Genomic DNA, 15849 nt, shown 5'->3' on the forward strand with positions numbered 1-15849 from the left:
TCCGATACAGGTCCGCCACCAACCGCAAAGGGTTGTACGGGCCCGATATGAATGAATTGAAGCCGACAGGCTGCGAAGGCGCAGGATTGTAGCGCAGTGCGGTGGATGCTCCCAAACCGCGGGTGTGACAAAGCGCTGCGAAGCGACCGGAGGGCCGTTCCAGAGGTATCGCCGACGGGCCGGGGTTTTTAGAACTGCCCAGGCAAGGCCGTGGGCTCTATAATGATCGGCAGTTTTCCGTCCCCGTACAGGTATTCCCTATGAAACGTCCAAGTGGTCGCGCTGCCGATCAGCTCCGCTCGATCCGCATCACCCGCAACTACACCAAACACGCCGAGGGATCTGTACTGGTCGAGTTTGGTGATACCAAAGTGATCTGCACGGTCAGCGTCGAGAACGGCGTGCCCCGCTTCCTCAAGGGTCAGGGCCAGGGCTGGTTGACCGCCGAATACGGCATGCTGCCGCGCGCCACCGGCGAGCGTAACCAGCGTGAAGCCAGTCGCGGCAAGCAAGGCGGCCGTACCCTGGAGATCCAGCGTCTGATCGGTCGTTCCCTGCGCGCTGCGCTGGACATGACCAAGCTGGGCGACGTCACCCTGTATGTCGACTGCGATGTGATCCAGGCCGATGGCGGTACCCGTACCGCGTCGATCACCGGTGCCATGGTGGCCTTGGTGGACGCTTTGAAAGTGATCAAGAAGCGTGGCGGCCTGAAGGGCGGCGACCCGATCAAGCAAATGATCGCGGCGGTGTCCGTGGGCATGTACCAGGGTGAGCCGGTGCTGGATCTGGATTACCTGGAAGACTCGGCGGCCGAGACCGACCTCAACGTGGTCATGACCAGCACTGGCGGTTTCATCGAAGTCCAGGGCACTGCCGAAGGCGCGCCGTTCCAGCCGGAAGAACTGAACGCCATGCTGGCTTTGGCCAAGAAAGGCATGAGCGAGATCTTTGAATTGCAACAGGCAGCCCTGGCTGACTGATTGCCCGGTAGCTTTCAGCAAGGAGAGCAGCATGAACGACGACCAGCTTCCGCAACCTGTCCCGAGCCATGAGGTGCGTCAGTGGGCGATGTTCTGTCACCTGTCGGCGTTGCTGGGCATCTGGATTCCGTTCGGCACCCTGATCGGCCCGCTGGTGCTCTGGCAGATGAAGCGCGAGACGGACCCGTTCATCGATGCCCAGGGCAAGGAAGCGCTGAACTTTCAGATCACCGTGGCTCTTGCCTCGCTGGTCTGTTTCCTGCTGATGGTGGTGCTGGTGGGTTTCCTGCTCTTCGGTCTGCTGGCGATCGGCGCCCTGGTGCTGACCATCATCGCCGGGGTCAAGGCCAATGAAGGGATGGCGTACCGCTACCCGTTCACCTGGCGATTGATCAAATAGGCCGAGCGCCCACAAAAAAGCCGACAGTGATGTCGGCTTTTTTGTGGCTGCGAAAAGACGCTTAGATGGTCAGCGTCCAGTCGTAGTCCACGATCAGCGGCGCGTGCTGCGAGAAGCGCGGCTGGCGTGGCAGGCGTGCGCTGCGCACGAAGCGACGCAGGCCTGGGGTCAGCAGCTGATAGTCGAAGCGCCAGCCCAGGTTGAGCATCTCGGCCTGTTCGTTATCTGGCCACCAGCTGTATTGATCGCCTTCACGGCTGACTTCGCGCAGGGCGTCGACATAACCCATGTTGCCGACAATCTCGTCCATCCAGGCACGCTCAGGCGCCAGGAAACCCGGAGATTGCTGGCTGTCACGCCAGTTCTTGATATCCAGCTTCTGTTGCGCCACGTACAGCGAGCCACAATAAATGTACTCGCGACGTTTGCGCCGCTGTTTATCCAGGTAACGGGCGAAGTCGTCCATAAGCTTGAACTTCTGGTTCAAGTCTTCATCGCCGTTCTGCCCGGAAGGAAGCAGCAAGGTCGCGATGCTGACCTTGTCGAAATCGGCTTGCAGGTAGCGCCCGTAGCGGTCGGCCGTCTCGAAGCCGAGACCGCTGATGACAGCCTTCGGTTGCAACCGCGAGTACAAAGCCACACCGCCTTGGGCGGGAACTTCGGCATCGCAGGCATAAAGGAAGTAGCCATCCAGTTGGAAGGCTGGATCGTCCAGTTCAAAGGCGGAGGCGCGGGTGTCCTGCAGGCAGATGACGTCGGCATTCTGTGCTTGCAGCCAACTGAGCAAACCTCGCTCCACTGCAGCCTGAATACCATTGACGTTCACACTGATGATCCGCATAAATGGCCCCAAAAATCACGTGCGTGTATGATACCCGAGGTCTACCTAATTAGCTAAATCCGTGGTATTTGGGGCTTTTTCATGCAGGCGTATCAGCGCGATTTCATTCGTTTTGCCATCGATCGCGGGGTTTTGCGCTTCGGTGAGTTCACCCTGAAGTCCGGGCGTACCAGTCCTTACTTCTTCAATGCCGGCCTGTTCAACAGCGGTTCGGCCCTGGCGCAGCTGGGGCGTTTTTATGCCGCGGCGATCGTCGACAGCGGCATTCCTTTCGATGTGCTTTTCGGTCCTGCGTACAAAGGTATTCCTTTAGCGGCAGCGACGGCCGTGGCCCTGGCCGAGCATCATCAGCGCGATCTGCCATGGTGCTTCAACCGCAAGGAAGCCAAGGCTCACGGCGAAGGCGGCAGCCTGGTCGGCGCGCCATTGACTGGCGATGTGTTGATCATCGACGACGTGATCACCGCGGGCACCGCGATTCGCGAAGTGATGCAGATCATCGAGTCCCAGGAAGGCGCCAAGGCGGCGGGTGTGTTGATTGCCCTGAACCGTCAGGAGCGTGGCAACGGTGAGTTGTCGGCGATCCAGGAAGTCGAGCGCGATTTCGGCATTCCGGTGGTGAGCATCGTTTCCCTGACCCAGGTCCTGCAGTTCCTGGCGGACGATCCGGCACTCAAGCAGCATCTGCCGGCGGTGGAAGCCTACCGCGCGCAATTCGGCGTTTGACCCTGTTCTGTAGGAGCGAGGCTTGCCCGCGATAGCGGTCTAACCTGATACACCGCTATCGCGGGCAAGCTCCGCTCCTACGGAAGGCGCAATAAAAAGACCCCGCCTGGCTTGGCCAGGCGGGGTCTTTTTATTTGCAGCGCTTAAGGGCGCTTGCGATTGCTGATCAGGGTGCCGACACCGGTATCGGTGAAGATCTCCAGCAGAATCGCATTGGGTACGCGGCCGTCGATGATCAACGAGCTGCCCACGCCACCCTGTACTGCTTCCAACGCACAGCGAATCTTCGGCAGCATGCCGCCGTAGATGGTGCCGTCTTCGATCAGGGCATCGACCTGCTGGGTGGTCAGGCCGGTCAGGACCTTGCCCGACTTGTCCATCAGGCCAGCGATATTGGTCAGCAGCATCAGCTTCTCGGCTTTCAGCGCCTCGGCCACCTTGCCGGCTACCAGGTCAGCGTTGATGTTGTACGACTCGCCGTTGGCGCCGACGCCGATCGGCGCGATCACCGGGATGAAATCACCTTTGACCAGCAGGTTCAGCAGGTCGGTGTTGATGCCGACCACTTCGCCGACGTGGCCGATGTCGATGATTTCCGGGGTGGTCATTTCCGGCGTCTTGCGGGTGACGGTGAGCTTCTTCGCGCGAATCAGCTCCGCGTCCTTGCCGGTCAGGCCGATGGCGCTGCCGCCATGCCGGTTGATCAGGTTGACGATGTCCTTGTTCACCTGGCCGCCGAGGACCATCTCCACCACGTCCATGGTCGCCGCGTCGGTGACGCGCATGCCATCGATGAAGTGGCTTTCGATGGACAGGCGCTTGAGCAGGTCACCGATTTGCGGACCGCCGCCGTGCACCACCACCGGGTTGATCCCGACAGCCTTCATCAGCACGATGTCGCGGGCGAAGCCGGTCTTCAGCTCCTCGCTTTCCATCGCGTTGCCGCCGTATTTGATCACCAGGGTCTTGCCGACATAGCGGCGAATATAAGGCAGCGCTTCGGACAGGACCTTGGCGGTATTGGCGGCGGCATCGCGTTCGAGGGTCATTCAGGGCTCCGGCACTTCAATAAAGGCGCTTGAAGAAAATCAAAACGGTAGTTGGAGGTCAGGTGCAACACGTTTCAGCTGGGTGTGGAACACATCCTTGATGCGCTGCAGTTCGGCTTCGTCATCGGCCTCGAAGCGCAGCACCAGCACCGGCGTGGTGTTGGAGGCGCGAACCAGGCCCCAGCCTTTGGGGTAGTCGACTCGTACGCCGTCGATGGTGGTCAGGTCGGCGCCTTCGCCCCACTGCGCGTCGTGCAGCGCATCAATGATGCTGAATTTGCTCTCTTCGGTCACATGGATATTGATTTCCGGCGTAGAAATATCGTTCGGGAAGGTGGCAAACAGCTCTTCCGCGTTGGATTTTTCCTTGCTGAGGATCTCCAGCAGCCGCGCGGCGCTGTAGATACCGTCGTCGAAACCGAACCAGCGTTCCTTGAAGAAGACATGCCCGCTCATTTCACCGGCCAGCAACGCGCCGGTCTGCTTCATTTTCTTTTTGATCAACGAGTGGCCGGTCTTCCACATGAGTGGGCGACCGCCGTATTCCTTGATCAGCGGGATCAGGCGGCGGGTGCATTTGACGTCGAAGATGATCTCCGCGTCCGGGTTGCGGGCTACCACGTCCTTGGCGAACAGCATCAACAGGCGGTCGGGGAAGACGATGCTGCCGGTGTTGGTTACTACGCCGACACGGTCGCCGTCGCCGTCGAAGGCCAGGCCGAGATCGGCGTTGGTTTCGGCGACCTTGGCGATCAGGTCTTCCAGGTTCTCGGGCTTGCCCGGATCCGGGTGATGGTTGGGGAAGTTGCCGTCCACTTCGCAGAACAGCGGGATGACTTCGCAGTTCAGGGCTTCGATCAACTGAGGCGCGATGACGCCGGCAGCACCGTTACCGCAGTCGACCACCACTTTCAGGCGGCGGGCGAGTTTGATGTCTTGAACGATTTCAGTGTTGTAGCGATCGAGGATATCGACCTTGGTGATGCTGCCCTGGCCGCTGCTCAGGTTGTTGGTCTTGAGGCGATCGTGCAGGGCCTGGATCTGTTCGTTGGCCAGGGTATCGCCGGCGATGACGATCTTGAAGCCGTTGTAGTTCGACGGGTTGTGGCTGCCGGTCAGCATCACCCCGGATTTGCCAGCCAGCACATTGGCCGCGTAATACAGCGCCGGTGTCGGTACCAGGCCGACATCGCTGACGTGGCAACCACTGTCGTGCAGGCCCTGGATCAGTTGCTCCACCAGCTCGGGGCCGGACAGGCGACCGTCACGGCCTACGCAAACGTTGGGTTCGCCCTGGGCCAGGCTCTCGGAGCCAATGGCGCGACCGATCCAGTAGGCGGTTTCTGCGTTCAGGGTTTCCGGAACGGTTCCGCGAATGTCGTAGGCGCGAAAGATGCTTTCAGGGAACTTGGGTACGACTTGGGCTGCATTGCTCATCACTGGGGGTGCTCCGTCTAAAAGGGGGCAGGACAGGCCGGAATACTGACCGGAAGGCTCAAACTGAAGGGTATGACGGCGTTTTTGCCCTTGGGTTCATGGTGCAAAAATGCCATCTGATGAGCGTCAGCTCTTTTTCGACCACCTTCAGCCTTGATTCCGGGCGGCTCAGTCTCTGAGTAAAGCAGCAGAATTTTAGTGTTGAAACACAACCCACCAATCTCAGGCCGAGCTGTTGGCTCGGCCCGTTTTTTTGCTCAATGGCTGCCGGAGTGACCGAAACCGCCGGCGCCACGCTGGCTTTCGTCGAAGGCTTCGACCACTTCGAAGTGCGCCTGGACCACAGGTACCAGCACCAGCTGGGCAATGCGTTCGCCCACTGCGATGTTGAACGCGGTCTGGCCACGGTTCCAGCAGGAGACCATGAGTTCACCCTGGTAATCGGAGTCGATCAGGCCGACCAGGTTGCCCAGGACGATGCCGTGCTTGTGGCCCAGGCCGGAGCGCGGCAGGATCAGCGCGGCGAGGCCAGGGTCGCCGATGTAGACGGACAGGCCGGTAGGAATCAGCAGGGTCTGGCCCGGTTCCAGGATAGTGTCCTGCTTGAGCATGGCGCGCAGGTCGAGGCCGGCGGAGCCTGGCGTGGCGTACTGCGGCAGAGGGAATTCGTTGCCGATGCGTGGGTCGAGGATCTTGGCTTGTAAAGCGTGCATGCGAGTTAAACCTGGTTCAGCCGTTCGGCGATGAAAGAGATCAGTTGGCGGGCAATCTTGCCCTTGCTGGTCTGGGCGAAGAGAGTTGCGTGCAACTCCCGGTCAATCACGCTGCAGGCGTTTTCCTCGCTGTTGAAGCCAATGCTCGGGTTGGCCACGTCGTTGGCGACGATCAGGTCGAGGTTCTTGTCTTTGAGTTTGCGCGCAGCGTAGTCGAGCAAGTGTTCGGTTTCAGCGGCGAAGCCGACGCTGAACGGGCGGTCGGGGCGGGTGGCGATGGTGGCCAGGATGTCCGGGTTGCGCACCATCTGCAGCAGTAGGCCGTCGCCGTTCGTAGGGTCTTTCTTCAATTTCTGTGGGGCGACGACTTCCGGGCGGTAGTCCGCGACCGCGGCCGAGGCGATGAACAGGTCGCAGGGGATGGCGGCCTCACAGGCGGCGAGCATATCGCGGGCGCTGACCACGTCGATGCGGGTCACACGATCCGGGGTCGGCAGGTGCACAGGGCCGGTGATCAGGGTCACCCGGGCGCCGGCTTCGACCGCGGCTTCGGCCAGAGCAAAGCCCATTTTCCCGGAGCTGTGGTTGGTGATGTAGCGCACCGGGTCGATGTTTTCCTGGGTCGGGCCGGCGGTAATCAGCACGTGTTTGCCGGTCAGCGCCAGGTGCTGGAAGCAGTCGGCGGCGCACAGTGCCAGATCGTTGGCTTCGAGCATGCGGCCCAGGCCGACGTCGCCGCAGGCCTGGCTGCCGGACGCCGGACCGAAGACCTTCAGGCCACGGCTTTGCAGCAGCTGGGTATTGGCCTGGGTGGCAGGGTCACGCCACATGGCCTGGTTCATGGCCGGGGCGATGGCGACAGTGGCATCGGTGGCCAGGACCAGGGTGGTCAGCAGGTCGTCGGCGATGCCTTGGGCCAGACGGGCGATCAGGTCGGCCGTGGCCGGGGCGATCAGCACCAGGTCGGCCCATTTGGCCAGTTCGATATGACCCATGGCGGCTTCGGCCGCGGGGTCGAGCAGGTCCAGGTGGACCGGGTGCCCGGACAGGGCCTGCATGGTCAGCGGGGTGATGAATTCACTGCCGCCACGGGTCATGACCACACGCACTTCCGCGCCATGGTCGAGGAGTCGGCGAACCAGCTCGGCGCTCTTATAGGCAGCGATGCCGCCGCCGACGCCGAGAACGATGCGTTTCCGATACAGCCGCTGCATAGGCCTGCCTTTCAGTTCAATGATTGCTGCGTGTAACACCCCCTCCCCAGGGGAAATCCCACGCAAAAAGATGGGCTAAGATAGCACAGCGACCGCTATGGAACAGCGGCGCCCACACACATGGAGGTGCTATGAGCATTCGCGACTGGCCTGCGGCGGAGCGCCCGCGGGAGAAGCTTCTCGAGCAGGGCGCGCTGGCCCTTTCCGACGCCGAATTGCTGGCGATCTTCCTGCGCACCGGGGTCGCTGGAAAAAGCGCGGTCGACCTGGCGCGACACCTGTTGCATCAGTTCGGCAGCCTGCGTGGCCTGCTCGAGGCGGACCAATTGACCTTCAGCCGGCAACTGGGTCTGGGCCCGGCCAAGTTCGCGCAATTGCAGGCGGTGCTGGAAATGGCGCGGCGGCATCTGGCGGAAAAGCTCAGTCGCAATTCGGTGCTGGAAAGCCCGGTGGCGGTCCGCGACTACCTCAAGGCGATGTTGCGGCATGAGCCGCATGAGGTCTTCGGTTGCCTGTTTCTCGACTCCAAGCACCGGGTGCTGGCGTTCGAAGCGCTGTTCCAGGGCTCCATCAACACCACCAGCGTCTATCCGCGGCAGGTGGTCAAGCGTGCCCTGGCGCACAACGCGGCAGCCCTGATCCTGTGTCACAACCATCCTTCGGGCGTTTCCGAGCCGAGCCAGGCGGATCGGGTGCTGACCCGCAGGCTCATGGAGGCGCTGGACCTGGTGGATGTGCGCGTACTCGACCATTTCATCGTCGGCGAGGGCGAGCCGCTGTCGATGGCCGAGTACGGATGGATGTAGCCATCGGTCAGGGCTTGAGGCTGACCTTCGAGTAATCCTGGCGCCCGAATGGGCTGGCCTGATACCCATGGACATCCTTGCGCGTCAGGGCGAAGGCGGTCGGATGGGCCAGCGGCAGCCACAGGGCCTGCTGCTGGATCTGGGTTTGCGCCTGCTGATAAAGCTTGCTGCGCACGCCCTGCTCGGTGGTGGTCTTGCCAGCGGTGATCAGCTTGTCCAGGCCCGGGTCGCAGTAGCGGGCGAAGTTGGTCCCGGACTTCACTGCCGCGCAGGTGAACTGCGGGGTGAGGAAGTTATCCGGGTCGCCGTTGTCGCCGGCCCAGCCCATGAACAGCAGGTCGTGTTCGCCGGCCTTGGCCCGACGAATCAGTTCGCCCCATTCGATTACGCGGATCTCCGCCTGGATCCCGACTTCCGCCAGGTCTGCTTGCAGCTGTTGCGCGCCCAGGCTCGGGTTGGGGTTCAGCAGGCTGCCGGAAGGGCGGGTCCAGATTGTGGTCTGGAAGCCGTCCTTCAGGCCGGCCTTGGCCAGCAGCTGGCGCGCTTTCGCCGGGTCGTGGGCGTAGCCCGGCAACTCCTTGGCGTAGCTCCAGGTGTTGGGCGGGAAGGGGCCGTTGGCGGGTTCCGCGGTGTTTTCGAAGACCGCTTTCAGGTAGTTGGCCTTGTCAAAGGCGAGGTTGATGGCCTGGCGCACTTCAGGTTTGTCCAGCGGTGGGTGCTGGCTGTTGATAGCAACGAACGCGGTCATGAAAGCCGCGGTTTTCTCGACTTTGAGCGCAGGCTCTTCAAGTGCGGCGGTCACGTCCAGCGGCTTGGGCGACAGGGCGATCTGGCATTCGTTGCGGCGCAGTTTCTGCAGGCGCACGTTGGCGTCCGGGGTGATGGCGAATATCAGCGAGTCCACCGCCGGCTTGCCGGCAAAGTAGTCGGGGTTGGCCTTGTAGCGGATCGAGGCGTCTTTCTGGAAGCGGCCGAAAACGAAGGGCCCGGTGCCGATCGGCTGGCTGTTGAGCTTGTCCTGGGTACCGGCCTTGAGCAACTGGTCGGCGTATTCGGCGGAGTAGATCGACGCAAACCCCATGCTCAGGGTGGCGAGGAAGGTCGAATCGGCGTGGTCGAGGGTAAAGCGCAGGGTCAGCGGATCCAGGGCGTCGATCTTCTTGATCAGCGCCGGCAGTTGCAGCGACTGGGCATGGGGATAGCCGCTCTGCGCCACTTTATGCCAGGGGTTGGCCGGGTCGAGCATGCGGTCGAAGCTGAACTTCACGTCTTCGGCAGTCAGCTCGCGGCTTGGGTTGAAGTACGCGGTGCGGTGAAACTTCACTCTCGGGTGCAGCTTGAACACATAGGTCAGGCCGTCAGCCGAGACTTCCCAGCTGTCGGCCAGGCTCGGCACCACCTTGCCGCTGCTGGCGTCGAACTCCACCAGACGATTCATCAGCACATCGGCCGAGGCGTTGGTGGTGGTCAGCGAGTTGTACTGCACTACGTCGAAACCTTCCGGGCTGGCCTCGGTGCACACGCTTAACGCGGCGGCGTGGGCCAGCGGGCTCAGAAGAAGAGGGGCGAACAGGAGCGGGAGGGCAGCGAGGCGCATGTTTGGCTTCCTTTGCAGATCGAAGGCCCATCTGCGAGTGCAGTCTGGAAAAGGCCTACCCTAGTGGCCTCGCTGGAAAATGACTATCCCCTTTTTGGGCCTGCGGACCGGAAAGGTTTGCATTTATTACTGCGCCAAGCCTCTCTGCGGCCGGCTGCCATGGTCACATTAGGCATAAATTGACAGAGTTTTTTCCATATATTGACCTGGAGTGACCGGCGCAGCGGCGGTTCATGCTGGTTTTGCCGTTTGTTTCGGCCACGGAAAATTTATTCTGCGACGAGCGGTCAGCCATGGCCCCAGCCCTTGGTGCAGGCATCCGGAGCAAGAAAACAGGGAGTTTTCGAAATCCAAAGCACACCGGCTGTTGTTGCTACGGGGTCTTTCTGGTATAAAGCAGCGCTCTTTTCTAGGGGCCCGGTTCCTTCGCTTGTAGGTGTAGCCGGTAAGACCCTAAAGAAACGCGGCGCCTGGCGCCAAATGACTGAGAGATTAAGCGGCCAACCCATGCCGGGTTGGGCATGTGGTTTTAGAGGGCTGAGGCATGTCGAGAGTCTGTCAAGTTACCGGTAAGGGTCCGGTGACTGGGAATAACATTTCCCACGCAAACAACAAAACCCGTCGTCGTTTCCTGCCGAACCTGCAGCATCACCGCTTCTGGGTTGAGTCCGAGAAACGTTTTGTGCGTCTGCGCGTATCTGCCAAGGGCATGCGTATCATCGACAAGCGTGGCATTGATGTCGTGCTGGCCGAACTTCGTCGCGATGGCAAGGTTTAAGGGAGCTAATCATGCGTGAATTGATTCGTTTGATTTCGAGCGCCGGTACTGGTCACTTCTACACTACCGACAAGAACAAGCGCACTACTCCGGACAAAATCGAGATCAAGAAATATGATCCGGTTGTTCGTAAGCACGTGATCTACAAGGAAGGCAAAATCAAGTAATTGATTTTTCTTCTGACAAAAAAACCCGCCTTCAAGCGGGTTTTTTTGTGCCTGCGATTCAGGCTTTCGGTTCGAAGATCACATAGATCTTGCGGCACGGCTCCAGCACCTCCCAGGTGCCGCGGAAACCGGCGGGAATGACGAAACGGTCACCAGCGCGCAAGGTCTTGGCATTGCCCTCGCCATCACGCAGGACCGAAACCCCCTGCACGATCTCGCAATACTCATGCTCGGTGTAGTTCACCGTCCACTGGCCGACCTCGCCTTCCCACACTCCGGCGTTCATCTGGCCGCACGGGCTGTTGTAGTGGTTGAACACGGTTTGCTCGGGGTCGCCCTTGAGGACTTTTTCCTGGGCGGGGCGATACCGCTCGGCTGCAGTGTTGGCCTGATTGAAGTCGACGATGTCCTGGATGCTCATGCTGGTATTCCCCCCTGGTTGTGCTGCGAGTGGCTGGAAAGCCCAAAGTCTATGTTTATTAAAATGAACATAGCAATGGCGTTTGCCCGGCCTCTGTCAAATATATTGAAACTTCGGGTGCCGCTGGTTTAGGGTGGCGAATGCCATGGGCCGAAGCAGGCTGGCCGGGCAGAATTCCTGAAGGTGCCGGCATCGATCGCGTGGCGCCTGTATCCAACAAGAGGAGGACACTCGCATGACCACCCTGACTCGAGCCGACTGGGAACAACGCGCCCGCGAACTGAAAATCGAAGGCCGCGCCTACATCAATGGCGAATACACCGCCGCCGTTTCCAATGACACCTTCGAATGCATCAGTCCGGTCGATGGCCGTCTGCTGGCCAGTATTGCCAGCTGTGACGCCGCCGACGCGCAACGTGCCGTGGAAAACGCCCGCGCCACCTTCAACTCCGGCGTCTGGTCGCGCCTGGCGCCGGCCAAGCGCAAGGCCACCATGATTCGTTTTGCCGGCCTGCTGAAGCAGCACGCCGAAGAGCTGGCCCTGCTCGAAACCCTGGACATGGGCAAGCCGATCAGTGACTCCCTGGGTATCGACGTTCCGGGCGCTGCGCAAGCGCTGAGCTGGAGCGGCGAAGCCATCGACAAGATCTACGACGAAGTCGCCGCCACGCCCCACAATCAACTGGGCCTGGTGACTCGCGAACCGGTGGGCGTAGTCGGCGCCATCGTGCCGTGGAACTTCCCGCTGATGATGGCCTGCTGGAAACTCGGTCCGGCGCTGTCCACCGGTAACTCGGTGATCCTCAAACCATCGGAAAAATCGCCGCTGACCGCTATCCGTATCGCTGCGCTGGCTGTCGAGGCCGGGATTCCGGCTGGCGTGCTCAACGTGCTGCCAGGTTATGGCCACACCGTGGGCAAGGCCCTGGCCCTGCACATGGACGTCGATACCCTGGTGTTCACCGGTTCGACCAAGATCGCCAAGCAACTGATGGTCTACTCCGGCGAATCGAACATGAAGCGTGTCTGGCTGGAAGCTGGCGGCAAGAGCCCGAACATCGTGTTCGCCGATGCCCCGGACCTGCAGGCCGCGGCCGAATCCGCGGCCAGCGCCATTGCCTTCAACCAGGGCGAAGTCTGCACCGCCGGTTCGCGCCTGCTGGTGGAGCGTTCGATCAAGGATAAATTCCTGCCGCTGGTGATCGAGGCCCTCAAGGCCTGGAAACCGGGCAACCCGCTGGATCCGGCCACCAACGTCGGTGCGCTGGTGGATACCCAGCAGATGAACACCGTGCTGTCGTACATCGAGTCTGGCCATGCCGACGGCGCCAAGCTGGTGGTGGGCGGCAAGCGCACCCTGCAGGAAACCGGCGGGACCTATGTCGAGCCGACCATCTTCGACGGCGTCAGCAACGCGATGAAGATCGCCCAGGAAGAAATCTTCGGCCCGGTGCTTTCGGTCATCGCCTTCGACACGGTGGAAGAAGCCATCCAGATCGCCAACGACACGCCGTATGGCCTGGCCGCGGCGGTATGGACGGCCAATATCTCCAAGGCCCACCTGACCGCCAAGGCGTTGCGTGCCGGCAGTGTCTGGGTCAACCAGTACGACGGCGGCGACATGACCGCGCCATTCGGTGGCTTCAAGCAGTCGGGCAACGGCCGCGACAAGTCGCTGCACGCGTTCGACAAGTACACCGAACTGAAGGCGACCTGGATCAAGCTGTAATTCAAGGGGCGCGGATCTCGGGCATCTGAACAGACGCCACCCCGCGCACCGTTAGCCGATCCATATCGCAGCCGGACTTTCCGCCAGGGAGGTCCGGCTGCGTTGTCTCTGTCATGAAAAAAACCATCCACAGGAGCGTGGAAATGCGCTGGGCAACTTATTTCGCCGTTTTGGCGGCTGTCCTGAGTGTGGGCCTGGCCCTGGGCGTGAGCATGCCGCTGGTGTCGTTTCGCCTGGAGAGCTGGGGATATGGGCCCTTTGCAATCGGGGTGATGGCCTCGATGCCGGCGATTGGCGTCTTGCTCGGGGCGAAGGTGTCCAGCCGCCTGGCGGCGCGCTTTGGCACGGCGGGGCTGATGCGCCTGTGCCTGTGGGGCGGGGCGATCTCCATTGGCCTGCTGGCGCTGTTGCCGAGTTATCCCCTATGGCTGGTGCTGCGGCTGATGATTGGCGTGGTGCTGACCATTGTCTTCATTCTTGGCGAAAGCTGGATCAACCAATTGGTGGTGGAGCGGTGGCGCGGTCGCCTGGTGGCGCTGTATGGCAGCAGCTATGCCCTGAGCCAGTTGGCCGGCCCGCTGCTGCTGGGGGCCTTGGGCACCGAGCATGACTACGGTTTCTGGGTGGGCGTCGTGCTGCTGGTGGTGTCGCCCTTGCTGCTGATGGGCCGCAGCGGCGCGCCGAGCAGCGAGTCCTGCAGCGTGACCTTCGGTGACCTATGGCGGTTCTGCCGTGGCCTGCCGGCCATTGGCTGGGCGGTGGCGCTGTTCGCCGCGTTTGAAGCGATGATCCTGACCCTGCTGCCGGTCTACTGCCTGCGCCAGGGGTTTACCGAGGAAATCGCCCTGGCAATGGTCAGCACCGTGGTGGTGGGCGATGCCTTGTTGCAGTTGCCAATCGGCGCCCTGGCCGACCGCATATCGCGGCGCGCCTTGTTCGCCGGTTGTGCGGTGATCCTGCTGCTGTCGAGCCTGGCCATTCCGTTGCTGCTCGACGCCCTGCTGATCTGGCCGCTGTGGGTGCTGTTCGGCGCCAGCGCCGGGGGGCTGTTCACCTTGTCGTTGATTCTGATCGGCGAACGCTACCGCGACGATGCGCTGGTGCGCGCCAATGCCCACGTCGCCCAGCTGTGGGGCATTGGCTGCCTGATCGGGCCGCTGGTGGCGGGGGCGGGCAGCCAGTGGATCAGCGGGCATGCCTTGCTGTTGCTGATGGCTGCCGGGGCCATGGGGCTGATTGTGCTGTTGTTGCGTGAAGGCGCGTTTGGCGCGGTCCAGCCACAAGCTCTGTAGGCGCGAGGCTTGCCCGCGATAGCGGAACTGCATTCAATCAAGATGTTGACTGTCAGTCCCTCATCGCGGGCAAGCCTCGCTCCTACAAGGGCCGGGGTCAGAGCATCCGTTCGAGGCCGATGGTATTGCTCATCCAGGCATTGAAGCGCCGCCACCAGCTGCCCGGCTCGCGGGTCAGGGTGTGCAGTTGCTGGTTGTCTTCGGTGACCCAGACCAGCTTGCCGTCCTGCAGCTTCGCTTCGTAGCTCAGGGCCGGCGCCATGCCTTGCAGCGCCAGGCTGCGAACGCGTTCGGCCAGCTCGGGGCTGTCCACCAGTACCCCGACTTCGGTGTTCCACAGCACCGAGCGCGGGTCGAAATTGAAGGAGCCGATAAAGGACTTCTGGCGATCGAAAATCATCGCCTTGCTGTGCAGGCTGGAGTCCGAGCCAGGATACGACGCGCTGTGGAACAGATGAGGTCCACTGCCGCCGCCGTTACCGGGTTGGCGCCGCAGTTCGTAGAGTTTCACGCCGTGTTGCAGCAGCGCCTTGCGATACGGTGCGTAGCCGCCGTGGACCGCCGGTACGTCGGTGGCTTCCAGGGAGTTGGTCAGCAGGCTCACTGCAACCCCGGCGTCGGCGCGCCCGGTGAGGTAGACCAGGCCCGGCTGGCCGGGAACGAAGTAGGCCGAAACCATCATCAGCTCTTTGCTGACGCTCTGCAGCTCCGGTGCCAGCTGGGTGGTCAGCAGCAGGCGCGGGTCGGGCTCGCCGTTGGACAGGACCTTGCTCGGAGCATCCCACAGCGCCTGGTTCCAGGCCCAGATCAGCTCCTTGCGCCAGGTGTTCATGCGCGGCTGGGTCCGATAGGTCTTGAGCTCCTGAAACAGCGCATGGTTCTGTTGCTGCGCCTCGTCCAGCGATTGCTCCAGGCGCAGCCGGGTGTTGGCCAGCTCCCTGGCCGATGGCAGGCGCGACAGAAACTCGCCTATGGGTTTGCTCAGGGCGCTGTTCCAGTACTGGTCGAAACTGTGTCCGAGCTGTTCGGCCACCGGGCCGACGCCGAGGATGTCGATGTCGGTGAAATTCAGGTTGGGTTCGGCGTCGAAGTACTCATCCCCCAGGTTGCGCCCGCCGACGATGGCCGCGCTGTTGTCCGCCAGCCACAGCTTGTTGTGCATCCGCCGATGCTGCAGCGACAGGTTGAACAGGCGCCCCATGGTACGGGTCACGCCGGTGCTGCGCCCCAGGTGCAGGGGGTTGAACAGGCGGATCTGTATCCGCGGATGGGCGGCGAGAGTGGCCATGATCTGGTCCAGGCCGTCGCTGGTGGTGTCGTCCAGCAGAATGCGGATGCGCACGCCGCGGTCGGCAGCCTTGAGCAGTTCGTCCACCAGCATCCGGGTGCTGATGCCGTCATGGACGATGTAGTACTGCAGGTCGAGGCTGCTTTGGGCATTGCGGATCAGTTCGGCGCGGGCCATGAAGGCTTCGCTGCTGTCGGACAGCAGGCGAAAGCCGGAGCGTCCCTGATAGGCCGCGGCCTGGGCCTGGATCGAGCGACCGAAGGCCGAGTCGGCGGCCGGCAGTGCCTGGCTGGGCTCGCGAGGCACATTGAGGCTGACGCAGCCGCTCAGGCACAGCGCGATCAGCATAAGGAAGGCCAGGGCCTGTCGGGATCTCAAGTCAGCTCATCTCGAATCGCTGCGATGGTC

Annotated in this window: 15 protein-coding genes and 1 pseudogene; 8 read left to right on the forward strand and 8 right to left on the reverse strand. The window is 61.8% G+C overall.

Annotation, left to right across the window (positions count from 1 at the left end):
- The first annotated feature begins 260 nt into the window (after positions 1-260).
- A complete protein-coding gene (rph, locus tag J4D28_RS12025) occupies positions 261-983 on the forward strand; it encodes a ribonuclease PH (protein WP_007921124.1) in 723 nt (240 codons plus the stop codon).
- Between the two features lie 31 nt (positions 984-1014).
- The gene (locus J4D28_RS12030; RefSeq protein WP_009051566.1) at positions 1015-1383 is read left to right on the forward strand and encodes a DUF4870 domain-containing protein; all 369 of its coding nucleotides are present in this window, start codon (positions 1015-1017) and stop codon (positions 1381-1383) included.
- A gap of 61 nt (positions 1384-1444) precedes the next feature.
- Here J4D28_RS12030 and J4D28_RS12035 read toward each other — a convergent pair whose 3' ends face one another.
- The gene (locus J4D28_RS12035) at positions 1445-2224 is read right to left on the reverse strand and encodes an exodeoxyribonuclease III (protein ID WP_003176915.1); all 780 of its coding nucleotides are present in this window, start codon (positions 2222-2224) and stop codon (positions 1445-1447) included.
- Between the two features lie 81 nt (positions 2225-2305).
- Between J4D28_RS12035 and pyrE the strand changes: the two genes are divergently transcribed.
- A complete protein-coding gene (gene pyrE / locus J4D28_RS12040) occupies positions 2306-2950 on the forward strand; it encodes an orotate phosphoribosyltransferase (protein ID WP_009051565.1) in 645 nt (214 codons plus the stop codon).
- A 143-nt stretch (positions 2951-3093) separates the two neighbouring features.
- Here pyrE and argB read toward each other — a convergent pair whose 3' ends face one another.
- From argB to coaBC, 4 genes and pseudogenes are all read right to left on the reverse strand, one after another.
- Positions 3094-3999, reverse strand: a complete 906-nt coding sequence (gene argB, locus J4D28_RS12045; protein WP_007921120.1) for an acetylglutamate kinase — start codon at positions 3997-3999, stop codon at positions 3094-3096.
- Positions 4000-4038: 39 nt separating this feature from the next.
- Positions 4039-5442 (reverse strand): annotated as a pseudogene (locus J4D28_RS12050) (phosphomannomutase/phosphoglucomutase); the annotation flags it as partial.
- Positions 5443-5693: 251 nt separating this feature from the next.
- Entirely contained in the window at positions 5694-6149 is a 456-nt protein-coding gene (dut, locus tag J4D28_RS12055) for a dUTP diphosphatase (RefSeq protein WP_016703155.1), read from the reverse strand.
- 5 nt (positions 6150-6154) lie between these two features.
- Positions 6155-7363 (reverse strand): bifunctional phosphopantothenoylcysteine decarboxylase/phosphopantothenate--cysteine ligase CoaBC, encoded by a 1209-nt coding sequence (gene coaBC / locus J4D28_RS12060; RefSeq protein ID WP_007921117.1) that lies wholly within the window; start codon positions 7361-7363, stop codon positions 6155-6157.
- Between the two features lie 131 nt (positions 7364-7494).
- On the opposite strand from coaBC, the gene radC reads away from it, so the two are divergent.
- Positions 7495-8169, forward strand: coding sequence for a DNA repair protein RadC (gene radC / locus J4D28_RS12065; protein WP_009051562.1), 675 nt, complete (start codon positions 7495-7497; stop codon positions 8167-8169).
- A gap of 7 nt (positions 8170-8176) precedes the next feature.
- Here radC and J4D28_RS12070 read toward each other — a convergent pair whose 3' ends face one another.
- The gene (locus J4D28_RS12070) at positions 8177-9766 is read right to left on the reverse strand and encodes an ABC transporter substrate-binding protein (protein WP_103330854.1); all 1590 of its coding nucleotides are present in this window, start codon (positions 9764-9766) and stop codon (positions 8177-8179) included.
- Between the two features lie 544 nt (positions 9767-10310).
- Here J4D28_RS12070 and rpmB point away from each other — a divergent pair.
- Both rpmB and rpmG read left to right on the forward strand, forming a co-directional pair.
- Positions 10311-10544: a 50S ribosomal protein L28 gene (gene rpmB / locus J4D28_RS12075; protein ID WP_007921114.1), complete on the forward strand. Its 234-nt coding sequence runs from the start codon at positions 10311-10313 to the stop codon at positions 10542-10544.
- Between the two features lie 11 nt (positions 10545-10555).
- Entirely contained in the window at positions 10556-10711 is a 156-nt protein-coding gene (gene rpmG / locus J4D28_RS12080; RefSeq protein ID WP_003177274.1) for a 50S ribosomal protein L33, read from the forward strand.
- 58 nt (positions 10712-10769) lie between these two features.
- Here the strand turns inward: rpmG and J4D28_RS12085 are convergent, their stop codons facing one another.
- Positions 10770-11132: a cupin domain-containing protein gene (locus J4D28_RS12085; protein ID WP_016703158.1), complete on the reverse strand. Its 363-nt coding sequence runs from the start codon at positions 11130-11132 to the stop codon at positions 10770-10772.
- A 235-nt stretch (positions 11133-11367) separates the two neighbouring features.
- Here J4D28_RS12085 and J4D28_RS12090 point away from each other — a divergent pair, with 235 nt between their 5' ends.
- Together J4D28_RS12090 and J4D28_RS12095 are read left to right on the forward strand one after the other, a co-directional pair.
- On the forward strand, positions 11368-12861 hold the full coding sequence (locus tag J4D28_RS12090) for an aldehyde dehydrogenase (RefSeq protein ID WP_038635886.1): 1494 nt from the start codon (positions 11368-11370) through the stop codon (positions 12859-12861).
- A gap of 143 nt (positions 12862-13004) precedes the next feature.
- Positions 13005-14153, forward strand: a complete 1149-nt coding sequence (locus tag J4D28_RS12095) for an MFS transporter (protein WP_103330855.1) — start codon at positions 13005-13007, stop codon at positions 14151-14153.
- 97 nt (positions 14154-14250) lie between these two features.
- On the opposite strand, the gene J4D28_RS12100 is transcribed toward J4D28_RS12095, so the two are convergent.
- Positions 14251-15819, reverse strand: coding sequence for a phospholipase D family protein (locus tag J4D28_RS12100; RefSeq protein ID WP_173477467.1), 1569 nt, complete (start codon positions 15817-15819; stop codon positions 14251-14253).
- Between the last annotated feature and the right edge of the window lie 30 nt (positions 15820-15849).

The sequence above is a fragment of the Pseudomonas sp. GW531-T4 genome (assembly GCF_017349615.1).
Taxonomy (GTDB): Bacteria; Pseudomonadota; Gammaproteobacteria; order Pseudomonadales; family Pseudomonadaceae; genus Aquipseudomonas; species Aquipseudomonas chlororaphis_I.